At 55.4% G+C, this 16402-nt stretch carries 16 protein-coding genes; 5 read left to right on the top strand and 11 right to left on the bottom strand.

Annotation, left to right across the window (positions count from 1 at the left end):
* Positions 1-7 precede the first annotated feature (7 nt).
* A complete protein-coding gene (locus BFV63_RS01535) occupies positions 8-496 on the bottom strand; it encodes a cupin domain-containing protein (protein ID WP_003860307.1) in 489 nt (162 codons plus the stop codon).
* A 117-nt stretch (positions 497-613) separates the two neighbouring features.
* Here BFV63_RS01535 and zur point away from each other — a divergent pair, with 117 nt between their 5' ends.
* The gene (gene zur / locus BFV63_RS01530) at positions 614-1126 is read left to right on the top strand and encodes a zinc uptake transcriptional repressor Zur (RefSeq protein ID WP_003860309.1); all 513 of its coding nucleotides are present in this window, start codon (positions 614-616) and stop codon (positions 1124-1126) included.
* Between the two features lie 47 nt (positions 1127-1173).
* Here the strand turns inward: zur and BFV63_RS01525 are convergent, their stop codons facing one another.
* The 4 genes from BFV63_RS01525 to BFV63_RS01510 form a co-directional block, all read right to left on the bottom strand.
* Positions 1174-1383: a CsbD family protein gene (locus BFV63_RS01525; protein WP_003860314.1), complete on the bottom strand. Its 210-nt coding sequence runs from the start codon at positions 1381-1383 to the stop codon at positions 1174-1176.
* A gap of 119 nt (positions 1384-1502) precedes the next feature.
* Entirely contained in the window at positions 1503-2840 is a 1338-nt protein-coding gene (gene dinF, locus BFV63_RS01520) for an MATE family efflux transporter DinF (RefSeq protein WP_032661154.1), read from the bottom strand.
* Between the two features lie 63 nt (positions 2841-2903).
* On the bottom strand, positions 2904-3512 hold the full coding sequence (gene lexA, locus BFV63_RS01515; RefSeq protein WP_003860318.1) for a transcriptional repressor LexA: 609 nt from the start codon (positions 3510-3512) through the stop codon (positions 2904-2906).
* A gap of 108 nt (positions 3513-3620) precedes the next feature.
* The gene (locus BFV63_RS01510; RefSeq protein ID WP_003860321.1) at positions 3621-3989 is read right to left on the bottom strand and encodes a diacylglycerol kinase; all 369 of its coding nucleotides are present in this window, start codon (positions 3987-3989) and stop codon (positions 3621-3623) included.
* 154 nt (positions 3990-4143) lie between these two features.
* Between BFV63_RS01510 and plsB the strand changes: the two genes are divergently transcribed.
* A complete protein-coding gene (plsB, locus tag BFV63_RS01505; protein ID WP_003860322.1) occupies positions 4144-6564 on the top strand; it encodes a glycerol-3-phosphate 1-O-acyltransferase PlsB in 2421 nt (806 codons plus the stop codon).
* Positions 6565-6653: 89 nt separating this feature from the next.
* On the opposite strand, the gene ubiA is transcribed toward plsB, so the two are convergent.
* The 5 genes from ubiA to malK form a co-directional block, all read right to left on the bottom strand.
* Positions 6654-7523 (bottom strand): 4-hydroxybenzoate octaprenyltransferase, encoded by an 870-nt coding sequence (gene ubiA, locus BFV63_RS01500; RefSeq protein ID WP_023315219.1) that lies wholly within the window; start codon positions 7521-7523, stop codon positions 6654-6656.
* 12 nt (positions 7524-7535) lie between these two features.
* A complete protein-coding gene (ubiC, locus tag BFV63_RS01495; RefSeq protein ID WP_022646736.1) occupies positions 7536-8033 on the bottom strand; it encodes a chorismate lyase in 498 nt (165 codons plus the stop codon).
* Between the two features lie 172 nt (positions 8034-8205).
* Positions 8206-9144 (bottom strand): maltose operon protein MalM, encoded by a 939-nt coding sequence (gene malM, locus BFV63_RS01490; protein ID WP_069597425.1) that lies wholly within the window; start codon positions 9142-9144, stop codon positions 8206-8208.
* Between the two features lie 114 nt (positions 9145-9258).
* Entirely contained in the window at positions 9259-10569 is a 1311-nt protein-coding gene (locus tag BFV63_RS01485; RefSeq protein ID WP_048241914.1) for a maltoporin, read from the bottom strand.
* 42 nt (positions 10570-10611) lie between these two features.
* Complete coding sequence (malK, locus tag BFV63_RS01480; protein ID WP_003860329.1) at positions 10612-11721, bottom strand: maltose/maltodextrin ABC transporter ATP-binding protein MalK; 1110 nt, start codon at positions 11719-11721, stop codon at positions 10612-10614.
* A 371-nt stretch (positions 11722-12092) separates the two neighbouring features.
* Between malK and malE the strand changes: the two genes are divergently transcribed.
* From malE to malG, 3 genes are all read left to right on the top strand, one after another.
* On the top strand, positions 12093-13283 hold the full coding sequence (malE, locus tag BFV63_RS01475) for a maltose/maltodextrin ABC transporter substrate-binding protein MalE (RefSeq protein WP_003860330.1): 1191 nt from the start codon (positions 12093-12095) through the stop codon (positions 13281-13283).
* Between the two features lie 121 nt (positions 13284-13404).
* Positions 13405-14949 (top strand): maltose ABC transporter permease MalF, encoded by a 1545-nt coding sequence (malF, locus tag BFV63_RS01470; RefSeq protein ID WP_048241547.1) that lies wholly within the window; start codon positions 13405-13407, stop codon positions 14947-14949.
* A gap of 14 nt (positions 14950-14963) precedes the next feature.
* Positions 14964-15854, top strand: a complete 891-nt coding sequence (gene malG / locus BFV63_RS01465; protein WP_003860332.1) for a maltose ABC transporter permease MalG — start codon at positions 14964-14966, stop codon at positions 15852-15854.
* 96 nt (positions 15855-15950) lie between these two features.
* Here the strand turns inward: malG and psiE are convergent, their stop codons facing one another.
* A complete protein-coding gene (gene psiE, locus BFV63_RS01460; protein WP_000202963.1) occupies positions 15951-16361 on the bottom strand; it encodes a phosphate-starvation-inducible protein PsiE in 411 nt (136 codons plus the stop codon).
* Positions 16362-16402: the final 41 nt, after the last annotated feature.

Raw genomic sequence — 16402 nt, 5'->3', positions numbered from 1 at the left:
GAGGAAATTATTTTCGCCCAGGTTTTCCATCGTGCGGCCCAAAAAACTGAGGCGGATGGTCGACCCAGCGGTCTTCGCGCGTCGCGGCATACACCGGATTGAGCGGATAGTAGATACGGTTATGTTTTTTATTGGCCTCACCCACCACCAGTAAGCGCACCTCTTCATCGGTATTGTTGATAAAGGTGTGACACACGCCCGTCCCGGCTGGAAATCCCACGCTGTCTCCGGGTTCGAGCTTCCATAAATAGCCATTGATCCAGGCCTCAGGGTAACCCTCCAGAACGTAAACAAACTCCTCTTCGTCGCTTTCCGCATGCGGATAAGATGTGCGGCGTCCGGGCGGCAGCCGTTCATGGTGAATACCAATGCGGCCGAGACCCAGTTTGCGGGCCAGCGGCGCGCCAATAGAAAAACGTTCGTTGCTGTCAGGATACGTTGCGTCATCAGCGCCTTCCACGTCCCGCCAGTGCCGAATACAGTCAGGTCTTTTCATTTTGCGATCTCTTGATTTGCGATGCGTCAGGTATAGCACAGCCTGGCGGATCTCGGTGTTTTTAGCAGAACATGATAAAGTGAGAGTTTTCACCCCTTACCACATCCGAGGTGCCCGATGGACAAGTCCACAAAAGAGCTGTTAGCGCAAGCTGAAAAGCTGTGCGCGCAACGCAATGTGCGCCTGACCCCGCAGCGCCTTGAGGTACTGCGTCTGATGAGCCTGCAACAGGGCGCCATCAGCGCCTACGATCTGCTCGATCTGCTGCGTGAAAGCGAGCCGCAGGCAAAACCGCCGACCGTTTATCGGGCGCTGGATTTTCTGCTGGAGCAAGGGTTTGTGCATAAAGTGGAATCAACAAACAGCTATGTGCTGTGCCATCTTTTTGACCAGCCAACTCACACGTCCGCCATGTTTATCTGCGATCGCTGTGGTGTGGTGAAGGAAGAGTGTGCGGAAGGTGTGGAAGATATTATGCATACGCTGGCAGCCAGAATGGGCTTTGCGCTGCGCCATAATGTGATTGAAGCCCACGGCTTATGTTCTGCCTGCGTGGAGGTGGAGTCATGCCGTCATCAGGATGACTGTCAGCACGATCACTCTATCCTGGTGAAGAAAAAGCCGCGTTAAAGCCAAAGAAAAAGGCGGCTCAGGGCCGCCCTTGGGGATAGTACCGGTTACCAGCGGTAGTCGTTACGGGTTTCCCAGTCTTTGACTTCGTTTTCCGCCTGATCTTTTTCGTAACCGTAGCGCTCCTGGATTTTACCTACCAGCTGATCGCGCTTACCTTCAATGACGGTCATATCGTCATCTGTCAGCTTACCCCACTGTTCTTTCGCTTTACCTTTGAATTGCTTCCAGTTGCCGCCGATTTCGTCTTTATTCATAATCGTGTCCTCGTGTTAAGCGTCTATGAGTATCGCCCGCTACGTTCTTTTCTGCTGGACGTGATTATTATTGTAGTTAAGGATTCGGTAGTTGTTTTTATATTCGGAATCTTTAACCGTTACGATATATCGTGCGGGGCTGGAAACCAGGTATTGTTTCGCCAGTGACGATGCCAGATAACGGCCAGCGAAAGGCCACGCAGTGAGAGAAACACCGCCAGCGCCAGCCACAGACCATGATTGCCGAGATACGGCAGGGTCAGCAGCGTCAGGCCAAACCCCGCCGCCGCGACGGCCATGCTGTTGCGCATCTCCGCCCCTCGCGTCGCACCAATAAACATGCCGTCCAGCAAATAGCACCACACACCCACCACCGGTAATACTACCTGCCAGAGGATGTAGCGATCGGCCAGCTCACGTAGCGCGGGCAACGAGGTGAGTAGCGCGACAATATGCTCACCAAAACAGGCGTATACCAGAGCAAAGGCCAGCGCCACCAGGCCCGCCTGACGACAGGCAGCACGCCAGACCTCACGTAACTGGCCGCTTTCACGCGCGCCATAGGCCTGCCCTGAATGCGCCTCGACGGCGTAAGCAAAACCATCCAGCGCGTAAGCGGTAAAGGTCAGTAACGTCATGAGCACTGCGTTGACTGCGACGATTTCAGGCCCAAGACGCGCACCAAAAACGGTTAAGGCGCCAAAGCAGAGTTGCAGCAGGAGCGAACGGAGCATGATGTCGCGATTAAGCGCCAGCAGCTTACGAATGTTGCCGCGCCAGGCCGATTTCAGCAGATCCAGGGTGATACCGCGCATCGCCAGTACGCGCCAGACCATTCCCAAACCAATTAGCAGCGTACCGTACTCGGCAATCGCCGTGGCCAGCGCCGCGCCCCGGACGTTCATGTGCAGCCCCATCACCAGCCACAGATCGAGCATAATGTTAAGCAGGTTGCCTACCACCAGCAGGATCACCGGCGCGCGGGCGTACTGCACGCCCAACAGCCAGCCCAGCAGGACCAGGTTTGCCAGTGAAGCGGGCGCGCTGAGCCAGCGAATTTCGAGGAACCGCCGGGCCTGTTCCAGTACGGCATCGCTGCCGCCCACAATATGGAGCGCAAAATCAATCAGCGGCGTACGCAACAGAACGATTAACGCGCCAGCACCGAACGCCAGAATGAGCGGCTGAACCAGCGCACGCGCCAGACGCAGGGGATCTTTTGCACCATACGCCTGGGCCGTCAGGCCCGTCGTACTCATGCGCAGAAAAAGCAGCAGCATAAAGAGAAAGCTGGTCGCCGTTGCGCCGATCGCGACGCCGCCGAGATAAATCGGCGAATCGAGATGCCCGATAACCGCCGTATCCACCAGCCCAAGCAGAGGAACGGTAATATTGGAAAAAATCATCGGTAGCGCAAGACGCCACAACGCCTTATCGGCAGAAGTTAGCAATGCCATGGAAATTACCGGAATCAGAAAACAGGCCAGGCTGTAGAGGAACTACAGCCTGTCAGGAAGAGATTACAGCCATTCACCGTTGCGGATAACGCCGACCGCCAGTCCTTCAATAGAGAAGCTCTGCTCGCGGAGATCCACCACAATCGGGGAGAATTCATTGTTTTCAGGCAGAAGCTGCACGGTATTGCCTTGTTTCTTCAGGCGCTTAACCGTCACTTCATCATCAATGCGCGCCACCACGACTTGCCCGTTACGCACGTCCTGCGTTTTGTGTACCGCCAGCAGATCGCCATCCAGAATACCGATATCTTTCATGGACATTCCGCTAACGCGCAGCAGGAAATCGGCGCTCGGCTTGAACATGCCTGGATCAACCTGATAGTGCCCTTCGATGTGCTGCTGCGCCAGCAGAGGTTCACCTGCCGCTACGCGACCCACCAGCGGAATACCGCTCTCTTCTTCCACCAGCAGACGAATACCGCGTGAGGCGCCGGAAACAATCTCAATCACGCCCTTACGCGCCAGCGCTTTAAGGTGCTCTTCGGCAGCATTAGGAGAACGGAAGCCCAGACGCTGCGCAATTTCTGCACGCGTGGGTGGCATACCCGTCTGGCCGATATGATCCCGAATGAGATCAAACACCTCTTGCTGCCTGGTCGTTAACGCTTTCATACCGCCCCCTGGGTGTATATACAGTTATGCTGTGAGTATATACAGTCAAAGGCGATTTTGGAACCAAAAACTGCACAAAAAACCAGGGACTTAATTATTCCTCGAGGCTCATCGGAAATGCGACCAAAGCAGCGTGACCCAGGTGATCGCCGCAGTGATAATCGCCAGCAGTACGGCAGCGGAACCCATGTCTTTCGCCCGGCCAGACAATTCATGGAATTCCGACCCGATTCGGTCAACAACGGCCTCAATAGCGCTATTAAGAATTTCCACTATCATCACCAGAAAGACAGATCCGATGAGCAGTACGCGGGTGATAGCATCAACATCAAGGAAGCAGGCGATGACAACGGCAACGATTGCAGCAACCGCCTCCTGGCGGAAAGCGGCTTCATTAACCCATGCAGCGCGGAAACCTTTCCATGAATAACCGGCAGCTTTAATGATTCGAGTTAACCCAGTGGTATTATTGGCCATTAAAAGAACCTTTTATGATAAATAGCGTCTGTAACTAAAGCCGCAGCGCGTTTTGCTGCAACCTGAAGTATGACGGGTAACAACAGAAATTTTGCGCGCTTTCTGTTATCCTTGCGCCGCAATTGCATTATTAACCAGAGGCTTTACATCGTTTATGTCCGGCTGGCCACGAATTTACTACAAATTACTTAATTTACCATTAAGCGTCCTGGTAAAAAGTAAGTCTATCCCAGCAGAACCTGCGCTGGAATTAGGGCTCGATACGTCGCGCCCTATTATGTACGTTTTGCCTTATAACTCGAAGGCAGACCTGCTGACGCTTCGCGCTCAATGTCTGGCGCACGATTTACCTGACCCACTTGAACCGCTGGAAGTCGACGGTACGCTGCTGCCACGCTACGTGTTCATCCATGGCGGGCCGCGCGTGTTCACCTATTACACGCCGAAAGAAGAGTCCATTAAGCTGTTCCATGATTACCTCGATCTGCACCGCAGCAACCCCGATCTGGACGTGCAGATGGTGCCGGTGTCGGTGATGTTTGGCCGTCGTCCGGGGCGCGAAAAAGGGGAAGAGAACCCGCCGCTGCGTATGCTCAACGGCATTCAGAAGTTTTTCGCCGTCTCCTGGCTGGGACGCGACAGTTTTGTCCGCTTCTCACCTTCCGTTTCACTGCGCCGCATGGCGGATGAACACGGCACTGACAAAATCATTGCGCAAAAGCTGGCGCGCGTTGCGCGTATGCACTTTGCACGTCAGCGTCTGGCGGCCGTTGGACCACGTCTCCCGGCACGTCAGGATCTGTTCAACAAGCTGCTGGCTTCCAAAGCGATTGCCCGTGCCGTAGAAGACGAAGCGCGCAGCAAGAAAATTTCGCACGAGAAAGCGCAGCAGAACGCAATCGCGCTGATGGAAGAGATCGCCGCGAACTTCTCCTACGAGATGATTCGCCTCTCTGACCGTATCCTCGGCTTCACGTGGAACCGCCTCTATCAGGGGATTAACGTCCACAACGCCGAACGCGTGCGTCAGTTAGCGCACGACGGCCACGAGATTGTCTATGTGCCCTGCCACCGCAGCCACATGGACTACTTGTTGCTCTCTTACGTGCTCTATCACCAGGGGTTGGTGCCACCGCATATTGCTGCCGGTATCAACCTGAACTTCTGGCCAGCAGGCCCGATTTTCCGCCGTCTGGGTGCGTTCTTCATTCGTCGTACCTTTAAAGGTAACAAGCTTTACTCCACCGTCTTCAGGGAGTATCTGGGCGAGCTGTTCAGCCGCGGTTATTCTGTGGAGTACTTTGTTGAAGGCGGTCGCTCGCGTACCGGTCGTCTGCTCGATCCAAAGACCGGCACGCTGTCGATGACCATTCAGGCCATGCTGCGTGGCGGTACCCGTCCTATCACGCTGGTGCCGATTTACATCGGTTATGAACACGTGATGGAAGTGGGCACCTACGCGAAAGAGCTGCGCGGTGCGACTAAAGAGAAAGAGAGTCTGCCGCAGATGCTGCGTGGGCTGAGTAAATTGCGCAACCTCGGCCAGGGATACGTGAACTTTGGCGAGCCCCTGCCGCTGATGACATATCTGAACCATCATGTTCCGGAGTGGCGCGAGTCTATCGATCCTATCGAAGCGGTACGTCCGGCCTGGCTGACGCCAACGGTCAACGGCATTGCATCCGAGCTGATGGTACGCATCAACAATGCTGGTGCGGCAAACGCCATGAACCTGTGTTGTACTGCGCTTCTGGCCTCTCGCCAGCGTTCACTGACCCGCGAACAGCTGACCGAGCAGATTGACTGCTACCTGGATATCATGCGCAACGTGCCGTATTCCGTGGATTCGACCGTGCCGTCTGCCACCGCCAGCGAGCTGATCGATCACGCGTTGCAGATGAACAAGTTCGAAGTCGAGAAAGATACGATTGGTGACATCATCATTCTGCCGCGCGAGCAGGCCGTGCTGATGACCTACTACCGTAATAACATCACGCACATGCTGATGCTGCCGTCGCTGATGGCGGCCATTATTACCCAGCACCGCCGTATTTCGCGTCAGGAGCTGCTGCGCCATATTCAGGCCATCTACCCGATGCTGAAAGCGGAGCTGTTCCTGCGCTGGAGTAAGGATGAACTGGCGGCAGAGCTCGATAAAATGACGGCAGAGATGCATCGTCAGGGGCTGATTACCATCAGTGATGATGAACTGCATATCAATCCGTCACGTTCACGTACCTTGCAGCTCCTGGCTTCCGGTGCGCGTGAGACGTTGCAGCGCTACGCCATTACCTTCTGGTTGCTGAGTGCAAATCCGTCCATCAACCGCGGTACGCTGGAAAAAGAGAGCCGGACGCTGGCCCAGCGCCTCTCCGTTCTGCATGGCATTAACGCCCCGGAATTCTTCGACAAAGCGGTATTCAGCTCCCTGGTGCTGACGCTGCGCGACGAAGGGTACATTAGCGATACGGGCGATGCCGAGCCGGAAGAGACGATGAAGGTTTACCAGATGCTGGCAGAGCTGATTACCGCGGATGTGCGTTTAACGATTGAGAGTTCGACGCAGGGCGAATGATGCTAAAGCCGGGTGACGCTAACGCTTACCCGGCCTACATGTTCCGCTAAATCGTAGGCCGGGTAAGGCGAAGCCGCCACCCGGCTTTTTTATGACCAGTAACTCATCGCCAGGCCCAGAAACAGCACCAGCCCGACGTAGTTATTATTCAGAAACGCTTTAAAGCAGGCTTCACGCTCGCGCTTCGCGATCAGCTTCTGCTGATACGCAAACAGCAGCCCCGCCACCAGTACGGACCAGTAAAACTCCCAGTTCAGCCCGTTCAGGCGACCAATCGCCACCATCAGCGCCAGCACCGCCACCTGTAATATGCCGATGATCAGCTTGTCGTGACGACCAAACAGGATCGCCGTCGATTTGATGCCAATCTTGAGATCGTCATCGCGATCGACCATCGCGTATTGGGTATCGTACGCAACGGCCCAGAGAATATTCGCCAGGAACATCAGCCAGCAGCTGAGCGGAACGGACTCGCTGACCGCGGCAAACGCCATGGGAATCGACCAGCCAAATGCCGCACCCAATACCACCTGCGGCAGATGGGTGTATCGCTTCATGAACGGGTAAACCCAGGCCAGCGCCAGAGCCGCAACGGACAGTAGAATGGTCATGGTGTTAAGGGTTAACACCAGCATGAAAGAGAGAAGCACCAGCACCACAAACAGAATGCGCGCCTCTTTCCCGGTCACCTGACCGCTCGGCAGAGGACGATTCGCGGTGCGCTTAACATGTCCATCAAATTTCCGGTCAGCATAGTCGTTGACCACACAGCCCGCAGCGCGCATCAGCCAGACGCCCGCCACAAATACCGCCAGGATCCACAGCGGCGGCACGCCCGGCGTGGCAACCCACAGCGCCCATAAGGTCGGCCACAGCAGCAGCAGCGCGCCAATGGGTTTATCAGTACGCATCAGGCGGTGATAGGCCAGCAGCTTATTCTGCGTCAGACTCCACTCCATTTTCTCTCCCTCTTAGTACAACGGCGATGCAGGCAAAAAGAGTTCCGTCAGTATTAACGGCTTGCCACTCAAACGAAGGCGGGAACGGCGCCCCCACAAATCGGCATCGCAACCAATTTCAATAAAATCACGGGTCAGTTCAGACGAGGTGAACAGATAGCGCCCCAGGGGCGTTTTGCCGAGGCGTTGCAATGCCAGCTCCGGCCCGGAAAGTGTAGACTCAGGAACCACCGTCCGCCCGGCAAGCCACGGCTCGCCATCTGCACAGAGTAAAATTTCACGCAGCCAGTAGCGTTCTTCCTGCGGCAGCAGCGGCAGCTCGCTGGCAATCTCCGCAGGCGAGACAAACCCTTCCTGAATCATCGTCACCGTGACCGTTTTACCCTGTTGCTCAAAACGTTTTGTCATGGAATCTTCCAGCAGCAGCCAGTCCAGCTGTTCCGGGTCAAGCGCAGGGATGTGGTCGAAATAGCGTAGCGCACGCAGCTGCGTGAGCGCGGGGTGTGACATGCCAGACTCTCCGATACATAACGTAAAAGCATTGTATCGCAGATTGGCAAAATGAGGACGGACAAACAGAATTTAACGATCACTATCGCAACAATGGTGCAACTTAGCCAAAAAAAGTGCGCCCGTGAAGGCGCACCAAACGACTAACAAAATCAGCACTGTGGGGAGACGGTTACCCCTTGCCTTTTACACTGCTGATAAAGGTGGAACGGGCAGTGGTTGAACCTAAACGCTCGGCTTCATCAAGCAGTTTCAGCGCTTTATCGACATCGCCGTTTTTAACTGCCTGCTTGATGGCGTTGTTAAAGTACGTTTCAGTATCGTTAAGCACCGGCTCGGCTTTTTTCGCCGGGGCCGGAGCCGCGGCCGGTGTTGCGGCTGGCGCGGCATACACAGGCGCGGCAGTATTACCCACCGTTACCGGCCCCGGGCCAGATGAGCCAAACAGCGGGCCTACGAGTACGCTGGAGGCGCTGTTGGTGGAGACTTTCAGCTTGATCAGGCCGTCGGTAGTATGGCGAGCATGCGGATCCGGGATATCCGGGACAGCGTTACCGGTGCCTTTTGCGTAGGCTTTCGCCGGATCAACCAGCTTCGTTGTCTGTTGCAGATCTTTTTCAGTCGTGAACACCAGGACATAAATCTTCTGCTGACCCAGGGCTGGCGTCAGGCGCATAACGCCTTCCAGCCGATCGGCACTCATGACGCCAGGCTCCTGATAGCTGAAATAGTCGCTTGGGAAGAATGCGGATGGCGTCATGCTCTGATCGAGGATCAGCACGTTAGGCGCGAAGACGCTGGTCTGTTTATTGACTTCACTGGTTAACGTCAGGGTCAGCTCGCCGATATTCGCCGGCACGCTGAAAGCCGCAACCGGACCGCTGATACCCGGCACGTTCAGCGACTGACCGCCAGCGGCAAGCTGCGTGGTTTGAGTTTTCGACTGATCAACTGGCGTCCACACCAGTTGCTGAAGAGCCGCAGCCGGAATAGCTGGCGCAGCACTGGTATTTTGAGGAACAAAATTCACATCTGCATAGGTGAGCGCAGGCGCACAGGCCAACAGCCCCGCAGAGAGGCACAGCGCGATGAGACTTTTCTTCATTTTCATTGTTATTACCTCTGATAGCGTGAGCACTGCGGTGGCCAGGCAATAGCGCGCAGCACCCTAAGGAGAGAGGGGCTTACGCCCCTCTTTTCAGGTCATTACGTCAGGCTCGACGAATTACCACCAGATTTCCATCTGGGCGCCGAAGGTCCACTCATCGTTGTCGCCACGGCTGAAGGTTTTCGCGGAGGTGTCGCTATACGCTACGCCAGAGGTGTAACCTGCACCTGAGTCGTTGTTTGCATAGCCCCATTTCTCATCCCACTTCGCGTAGGTTGCGAAGACACGGATAGCCGGACGGGACCAGATGCTGTCGCCTGCCTGCCATTGCTGTGCCAGGGTGATTTTGTACTGGCTGTTTTTGTCGTCAGTTTTCTGAGACTTAACGTTGTCGTAGCCCACTTCCAGCAAGGTGCTCATGATCGGCGTCCATTTGAACATTGGACGAACACCCACGGTCCACCACTCGGTACCGTTGTTGTTGTCACGATCGATGTTCTGGTACATACCGACGTACATCAGGTCCCAACGGTCTGCCAGGGTGATTGCACCGTGGTCCAGCACGCGCCACATAGAGCCGTCGTTATCGATGCTGCCGCCCTGTGGAATACCTTTACCGTTAGAGGTCATGGAATCCGTACCGTATTGCAGTACGAACTTGTTGAATCCTTTCATCATGCTCTGGGTGTGTTCAGCGGTGAACAGCCAGCCATCTTTAGAGGCGCCAGGTTGCAGATAGTAGTCGTCAGGAATGTTGGTATGACCGTAGTCAACGCCCAGCTCCAGCGTACCGCCCGGGTTGGTTTCCAGACCGGCTAAACGGACGTCGAAGACATCGTTTGGTACCACGTTGTCATAAATACGGTCGCCGTTCGCATCACGCTCGGCGAAGGTTGCAGAACCGCCGGACTCAGAAGAACGGGTCGCTGCCAGAGAGAGTTTGCCAAAGCCCAGATCGATGTTTTCAATACCGGCACCAGGACCAGAGATATCCCAGTAGTAGAAGTCGATCATGTGTACGTCATGACGCTGATAGAAGCGCTTACCGGCCCAGATGGTAGAGCCTGGCAGCCATTCAATCAGGTTTTTACCCTGCACGTTAGCTTCACGGAAGGCCGGGCTGGTGGATTCCCAGTCATTCTGTTGAGAAACGGAGTACGCTACGTTGGTGTCGAAATAGAAGCTCTTGTCGCCTTCTTTCCACACTTCCTGGCCCAGTTTCAGTTCGGCGTAGGTTTCACATTCGTTACCGAGACGGTATTTACTTTGTGCGCCTGTTGCCTGGAAACATTGTTGTTCACCGCCACTTCCGGTCCAGCCAATGCCGGAACGAGCATAACCTTTAAAGTCTACGGCGCCCGCCTGGGCAGACAGGATGCCTGCCGCAATGGCGACAGCCAGAGGGACTTTGCGCAGAGTAATCATTATTCTATCTCCTGAGATCATTGCTTTTCTTTGTAATTGGAATGCTTAAACGCCTGGCTCTTTGTGCAACCGACGACATGCAGTGCCATCCTCACGGAACAGATGGCAACGCTCTGGCGGCAAACCGATAGCGAATGTGGCACCCTCTTCTACCAACACCACGTCATTCTGGCGGTAGACCAGGTTCTGACGGATGGCGGGGATCTGGATATGAATCTGTGTTTCGTGACCAAGCTGTTCGACGACCTGAACTTCACCTTCCAGCGTCACATCCGCAATGTGGCTTGGCAGTAGATGCTCAGGACGGATACCGAGGGACATATTGGCCCCCACCTGTACGTTGGCGCTGTCGACCGGCAGCCAGACTTGCTGACGGTTTGGCAGCTCCACCTGTACCTGTTCGATTGCCGTCGCGGTCACTTTTACGGGCAGGAAGTTCATCTTTGGCGAGCCAATAAAGCCCGCAACAAAGCGGTCTGCCGGGTAGTGATACAGCTCCAGCGGTTTGCCCACCTGCGCCACGCGACCGGCATCCAGCACCACGATTTTGTCGGCCAGCGTCATCGCTTCGACCTGATCGTGGGTGACGTAAATCATCGTGCGTCCAAGGCGTTTGTGCAGACGGGAGATTTCGATACGCATCTGGACGCGCAGGGCGGCATCCAGGTTAGAGAGAGGTTCATCGAGCAGGAACACGCGCGGCTCGGCCACCAGCGTACGGCCGATCGCCACACGCTGACGCTGACCACCGGAGAGCGCCTTCGGTTTACGCTCCAGCAGATGTGCCAGCTGAAGCACTTCCGCCACCTGGGTGACGCGCTGGTTAATGGTCTCTTTTTTCGCGCCGGCCAGCTTCAGGCCAAAGGACATGTTCTCGGCAACGGAAAGATGCGGATAAAGCGCATAAGACTGGAACACCATGCCCACGCCGCGTTCAGCTGGCGGGATGTCGTTCATTCGGGTATCACCAATAAATAAATCGCCACTGGTGATGGTTTCAAGACCGGCAATCATACGCAGCAGAGTCGATTTACCACAGCCTGATGGACCCACGAACACCACAAATTCACCTTCGTGGATGTCCAGATTGATGTCTTTTGACACCACTACGTCGCCCCAGGCTTTCGTTACATTACGCAGCTGTACGCTCGCCATGCCCTTCTCCCTTCGTTACAACCTGTCACCGACAGAAACATTCAAGATAAGTTCACTATGCGTGTTCCATTACTTTCGTGAATCCTCCACCCCCCGGCTTTTTTATGGGGGAGGAGGCGGGAGGATGAGAGAGCAGGCTCTGCGACCGCAGCTGAGGGGCCGAGGCGAAAATCGTGAAGCGGCCTGCAAAATTCAGTGGGTTTTTATGTGCGCCAGCACTCATAACTTAAATTTATGTTACAGGGATCACACAAACAGGGGGTGGGGCGTAGGGACTGGGAGGATGGAAAGAGGATGTCAAATAAGGAGACTGAGTCACGTTGAACCACCTTATGTATCCACGAGCACATCACCAATAAAGGATGGCAGATATGAAGATCAAGACTGGCGCACGCGTTTTCGCATTGTCCGCCCTCGCAGCAATGATGATTTCCGCACCGGCTCTCGCCAAAATTGAAGAAGGTAAGCTGGTTATCTGGATTAACGGCGACAAGGGCTATAACGGTCTGGCCGAAGTGGGCAAAAAATTCGAGAAAGACACCGGTATCAAAGTCACCGTAGAGCACCCGGACAAACTGGAAGAGAAGTTCCCGCAGGTTGCGGCAACGGGCGATGGTCCGGACATTATCTTCTGGGCGCATGACCGTTTCGGGGGCTACGCGCAGTCTGGCCTGCTGGCAGAAGTTACGCCAGACAAAGCCTTCCAGGACAAACTGTTCCCGTTCACCTGGGACGCCGTTCGCTATAACGGCAAGCTGATCGCTTACCCAATCGCGGTTGAAGCCCTGTCACTGATTTACAACAAAGACCTGGTGCCAAACCCACCGAAAACCTGGGAAGAGATCCCTGCTCTGGATAAAGAGCTGAAGGCGAAGGGTAAATCCGCTCTGATGTTCAACCTGCAAGAACCGTATTTCACCTGGCCGCTGATTGCTGCCGACGGCGGCTACGCGTTCAAGTTTGAAAACGGCAAATATGACGTGAAAGACGTGGGCGTGGACAGTGCGGGCGCGAAAAAAGGTCTGACCTTCCTGGTTGACCTGATTAAGAACAAACACATGAACGCGGATACTGACTACTCCATCGCGGAAGCGGCGTTCAACAAAGGCGAAACCGCGATGACCATCAATGGTCCGTGGGCCTGGACCAACATCGACAAGAGCAAAATCAACTACGGCGTGACCCTGCTGCCAACCTTCAACGGCAAACCGTCTAAACCGTTCGTGGGTGTGCTGAGCGCAGGCATCAACGCCGCCAGCCCGAACAAAGAGCTGGCGAAAGAGTTCCTCGAAAACTACCTGCTGACCGATCAGGGTCTGGATGAAGTGAACAAGGACAAACCGCTGGGCGCCGTTGCGCTGAAATCCTTCCAGGATCAGCTGGCGAAAGATCCACGTATTGCGGCCACCATGGATAACGCCCAGAAAGGCGAAATCATGCCGAACATCCCTCAGATGGCTGCATTCTGGTACGCCACCCGTACCGCCGTCATCAACGCTGCAAGCGGTCGCCAGACTGTCGATGCCGCGCTGAAAGATGCTCAGGGTCGTATTACTAAGTAAGTCTGAAAAACGGCGGGTGGCGCATGCGCTTACCCGCCCTACGACTACGGCACGATCCGTAGGTCAGGTAAGCGCAGCGCCACCTGACGATAAGTTTCCACCGTTGTAGAGGAAGAACCCCATGGATGTCATTAAAAAGAAACACTGGTGGCAAAGCGACGCACTGAAGTGGTCAGTGATAGGTCTGCTGTGTCTGCTGGTGGGTTACCTTGTTGTTTTAATGTACGTGCAAGGGGAATACCTATTCGCCATCATGACGCTGATTTTAAGCTCGGTTGGCCTGTATATTTTCGCCAACCGTAAAGCGTATGCCTGGCGCTATGTTTACCCGGGCGTTGCCGGGATGGGGCTGTTTGTCCTCTTTCCGCTGATCTGCACCATCGCGATTGCCTTTACCAACTACAGCAGCACCAACCAGCTCGCGCAGGAGCGTGCCACCCAGGTGCTTCTGGACCGTTCTTATCAGGCGGGTAAAACCTTTAACTTCGGCCTGTATCCTGCGGGTGATGAGTGGAAGTTAGCGCTCACTGACGGTGAGAGCGGCAAAACCTATCTTTCCGACGCGTTCAAATTTGGCGGTGAGCAGAAGCTGGCCTTAAAAGAGGCTGCGGCCCTGCCGGAAGGTGAACGTGCCAACCTGCGTATCATCACCCAGAATCGCCAGGCACTGACCCAGCTCACCGCCGTACTGCCAGACGAAAGCAAAGTGATCATGAGCTCGCTGCGCCAGTTCTCCGGCACCCAACCGCTCTATACCCTGGCGGATGACGGCACGCTGACCAACAACCAGAGCGGCGTGAAGTACCGCCCGAACAACGATATCGGTTTCTATCAGTCTGTGAATGCCGACGGCAGCTGGGGCGACGACAAACTCAGCCCGGGCTATACCGTCACCATCGGCTGGGACAACTTCACCCGCGTATTTACCGACGAAGGCATCCAGAAACCGTTCTTCGCCATCTTCGTCTGGACGGTGGTCTTCTCGGTGCTGACCGTGATCCTGACCGTGGCCGTGGGCATGGTGCTGGCCTGCCTCGTGCAGTGGGAGTCCCTGAAAGGCAAAGCGATTTACCGCGTGCTGCTGATTCTGCCGTACGCCGTGCCGTCGTTTATCTCGATTCTGATTTTCAAAGGGCTGTTTAACCAGAGCTTCGGTGAAATCAACATGATGCTGAGCGCGCTGTTCGGTATCAAACCGGCCTGGTTCAGCGACCCGACCACCGCTCGCTCGATGATTATCATCGTGAACACCTGGCTGGGCTATCCGTACATGATGATCCTGTGCATGGGGCTGCTGAAGGCCATCCCGGACGACCTTTACGAAGCCTCGGCGATGGACGGCGCGGGTCCGTTCCAGAACTTCTTCAAAATTACCCTGCCGCTGCTCATTAAGCCGCTGACGCCGCTGATGATCGCCAGCTTCGCCTTTAACTTTAACAACTTCGTGCTGATTCAGCTGTTGACCAACGGTGGTCCGGACCGTCTCGGTACGACTACGCCAGCAGGCTATACCGACCTGCTCGTGAGCTACACCTACCGCATCGCCTTCGAGGGCGGCGGCGGTCAGGACTTCGGCCTGGCGGCGGCGATTGCCACCCTGATCTTCCTGCTGGTTGGCGCCCTGGCGATTGTGAACCTGAAAGCCACACGTATGAAATTTGACTAAGGAGGGCACTGAACATGGCAATGGTACAACCCAAATCTCAGAAACTGCGCCTCCTCGCGACGCACTTAGGCCTGCTGATTTTCATCGCGGCGATCATGTTCCCGCTGCTGATGGTTATCGCCATATCCCTGCGTTCGGGGAACTTCGCCACCGGGAGCCTGATCCCGGACGAAATCTCCTGGGAGCACTGGAAGCTCGCGCTGGGCTTCAGCGTGGAACACGCGGATGGCCGCGTCACGCCGCCGCCGTTCCCGGTGCTGCTGTGGCTGTGGAACTCGGTGAAGGTGGCAACCATCACAGCCATCGGCATCGTGACGCTCTCCACCACCTGTGCTTACGCCTTCGCCCGTATGCGTTTTCCGGGCAAAGCGACCCTGCTGAAAGGGATGCTGATTTTCCAGATGTTCCCGGCCGTACTGTCGCTGGTGGCGTTATATGCCTTGTTTGACCGTCTGGGCCAGTACGTGCCGTTCATTGGCCTGAACACTCACGGCGGCGTGATCTTCGCCTATCTCGGCGGTATCGCCCTGCACGTGTGGACCATTAAAGGCTATTTCGAAACCATCGACGGCTCGCTGGAAGAAGCGGCGGCACTGGATGGCGCGACACCGTGGCAGGCGTTCCGCCTGGTGCTGCTGCCGTTGTCGGTGCCGATTCTGGCGGTGGTGTTTATTCTGTCGTTTATCGCGGCGATCACCGAAGTACCGGTCGCCTCTCTGTTACTGCGCGATGTAAACAGCTACACCCTGGCCGTCGGTATGCAGCAGTATCTCAACCCGCAAAACTACCTGTGGGGCGACTTTGCCGCGGCGGCCGTCCTCTCTGCCATCCCGATTACCGTGGTGTTCCTGCTGGCCCAGCGCTGGCTGGTCAACGGCCTGACGGCGGGCGGTGTGAAAGGTTAAGTTTCATTTGTTATGCCACTGCAACCCTCAACTTTAGACGTATTGTATTGAACCAACTTGTGACTGTTGTTAGGCGCTCTTCGGAGCGCCCTTTTTTTATTCGCGTTTTAGCCGCTTTGAGTTGCACAGCCAGAGGGTGATCACCAGCAGCAGGATCGCCGCCGAGTAGATCAGCACGTCGAGCGGGGATTTATGATCGACGATGATCAGCCGCACAATGGCGGTGATGCCAATGTAGACAAAATAGCGCAGCGGGAAGTGAAAGCCGGACTGAAAGTACTTCACAATCAGGGCGATAAATTCAAAGTAGAGAAAGTAGACCACCAGGCCTTCCACCAGTGCGTATTTGCTGGTTTGCTCAGGAGCAAAGAGCACATCCGCCAGATGCACCGTCTCTTTACCCAGAAAAACGACCAGGATCAGGCCAAGGCTCAGCAGACCGAGGTTCAGTACGGTCTGGAGTATCGTTGAGATAAACTCAACGCGCGGACGAGTCAGGGATGTCATACAGCACCTCATTCTCCAGGGCGAGGTTCCTGTATAACGCA

It is taken from the genome of Enterobacter hormaechei subsp. xiangfangensis, from assembly GCF_001729785.1.
Classification (GTDB): Bacteria; Pseudomonadota; Gammaproteobacteria; order Enterobacterales; family Enterobacteriaceae; genus Enterobacter; species Enterobacter hormaechei_C.
The sequence above is the reverse complement of the archived record's forward strand: the minus strand, read 5'-3'. Positions and strand labels throughout refer to the sequence as shown.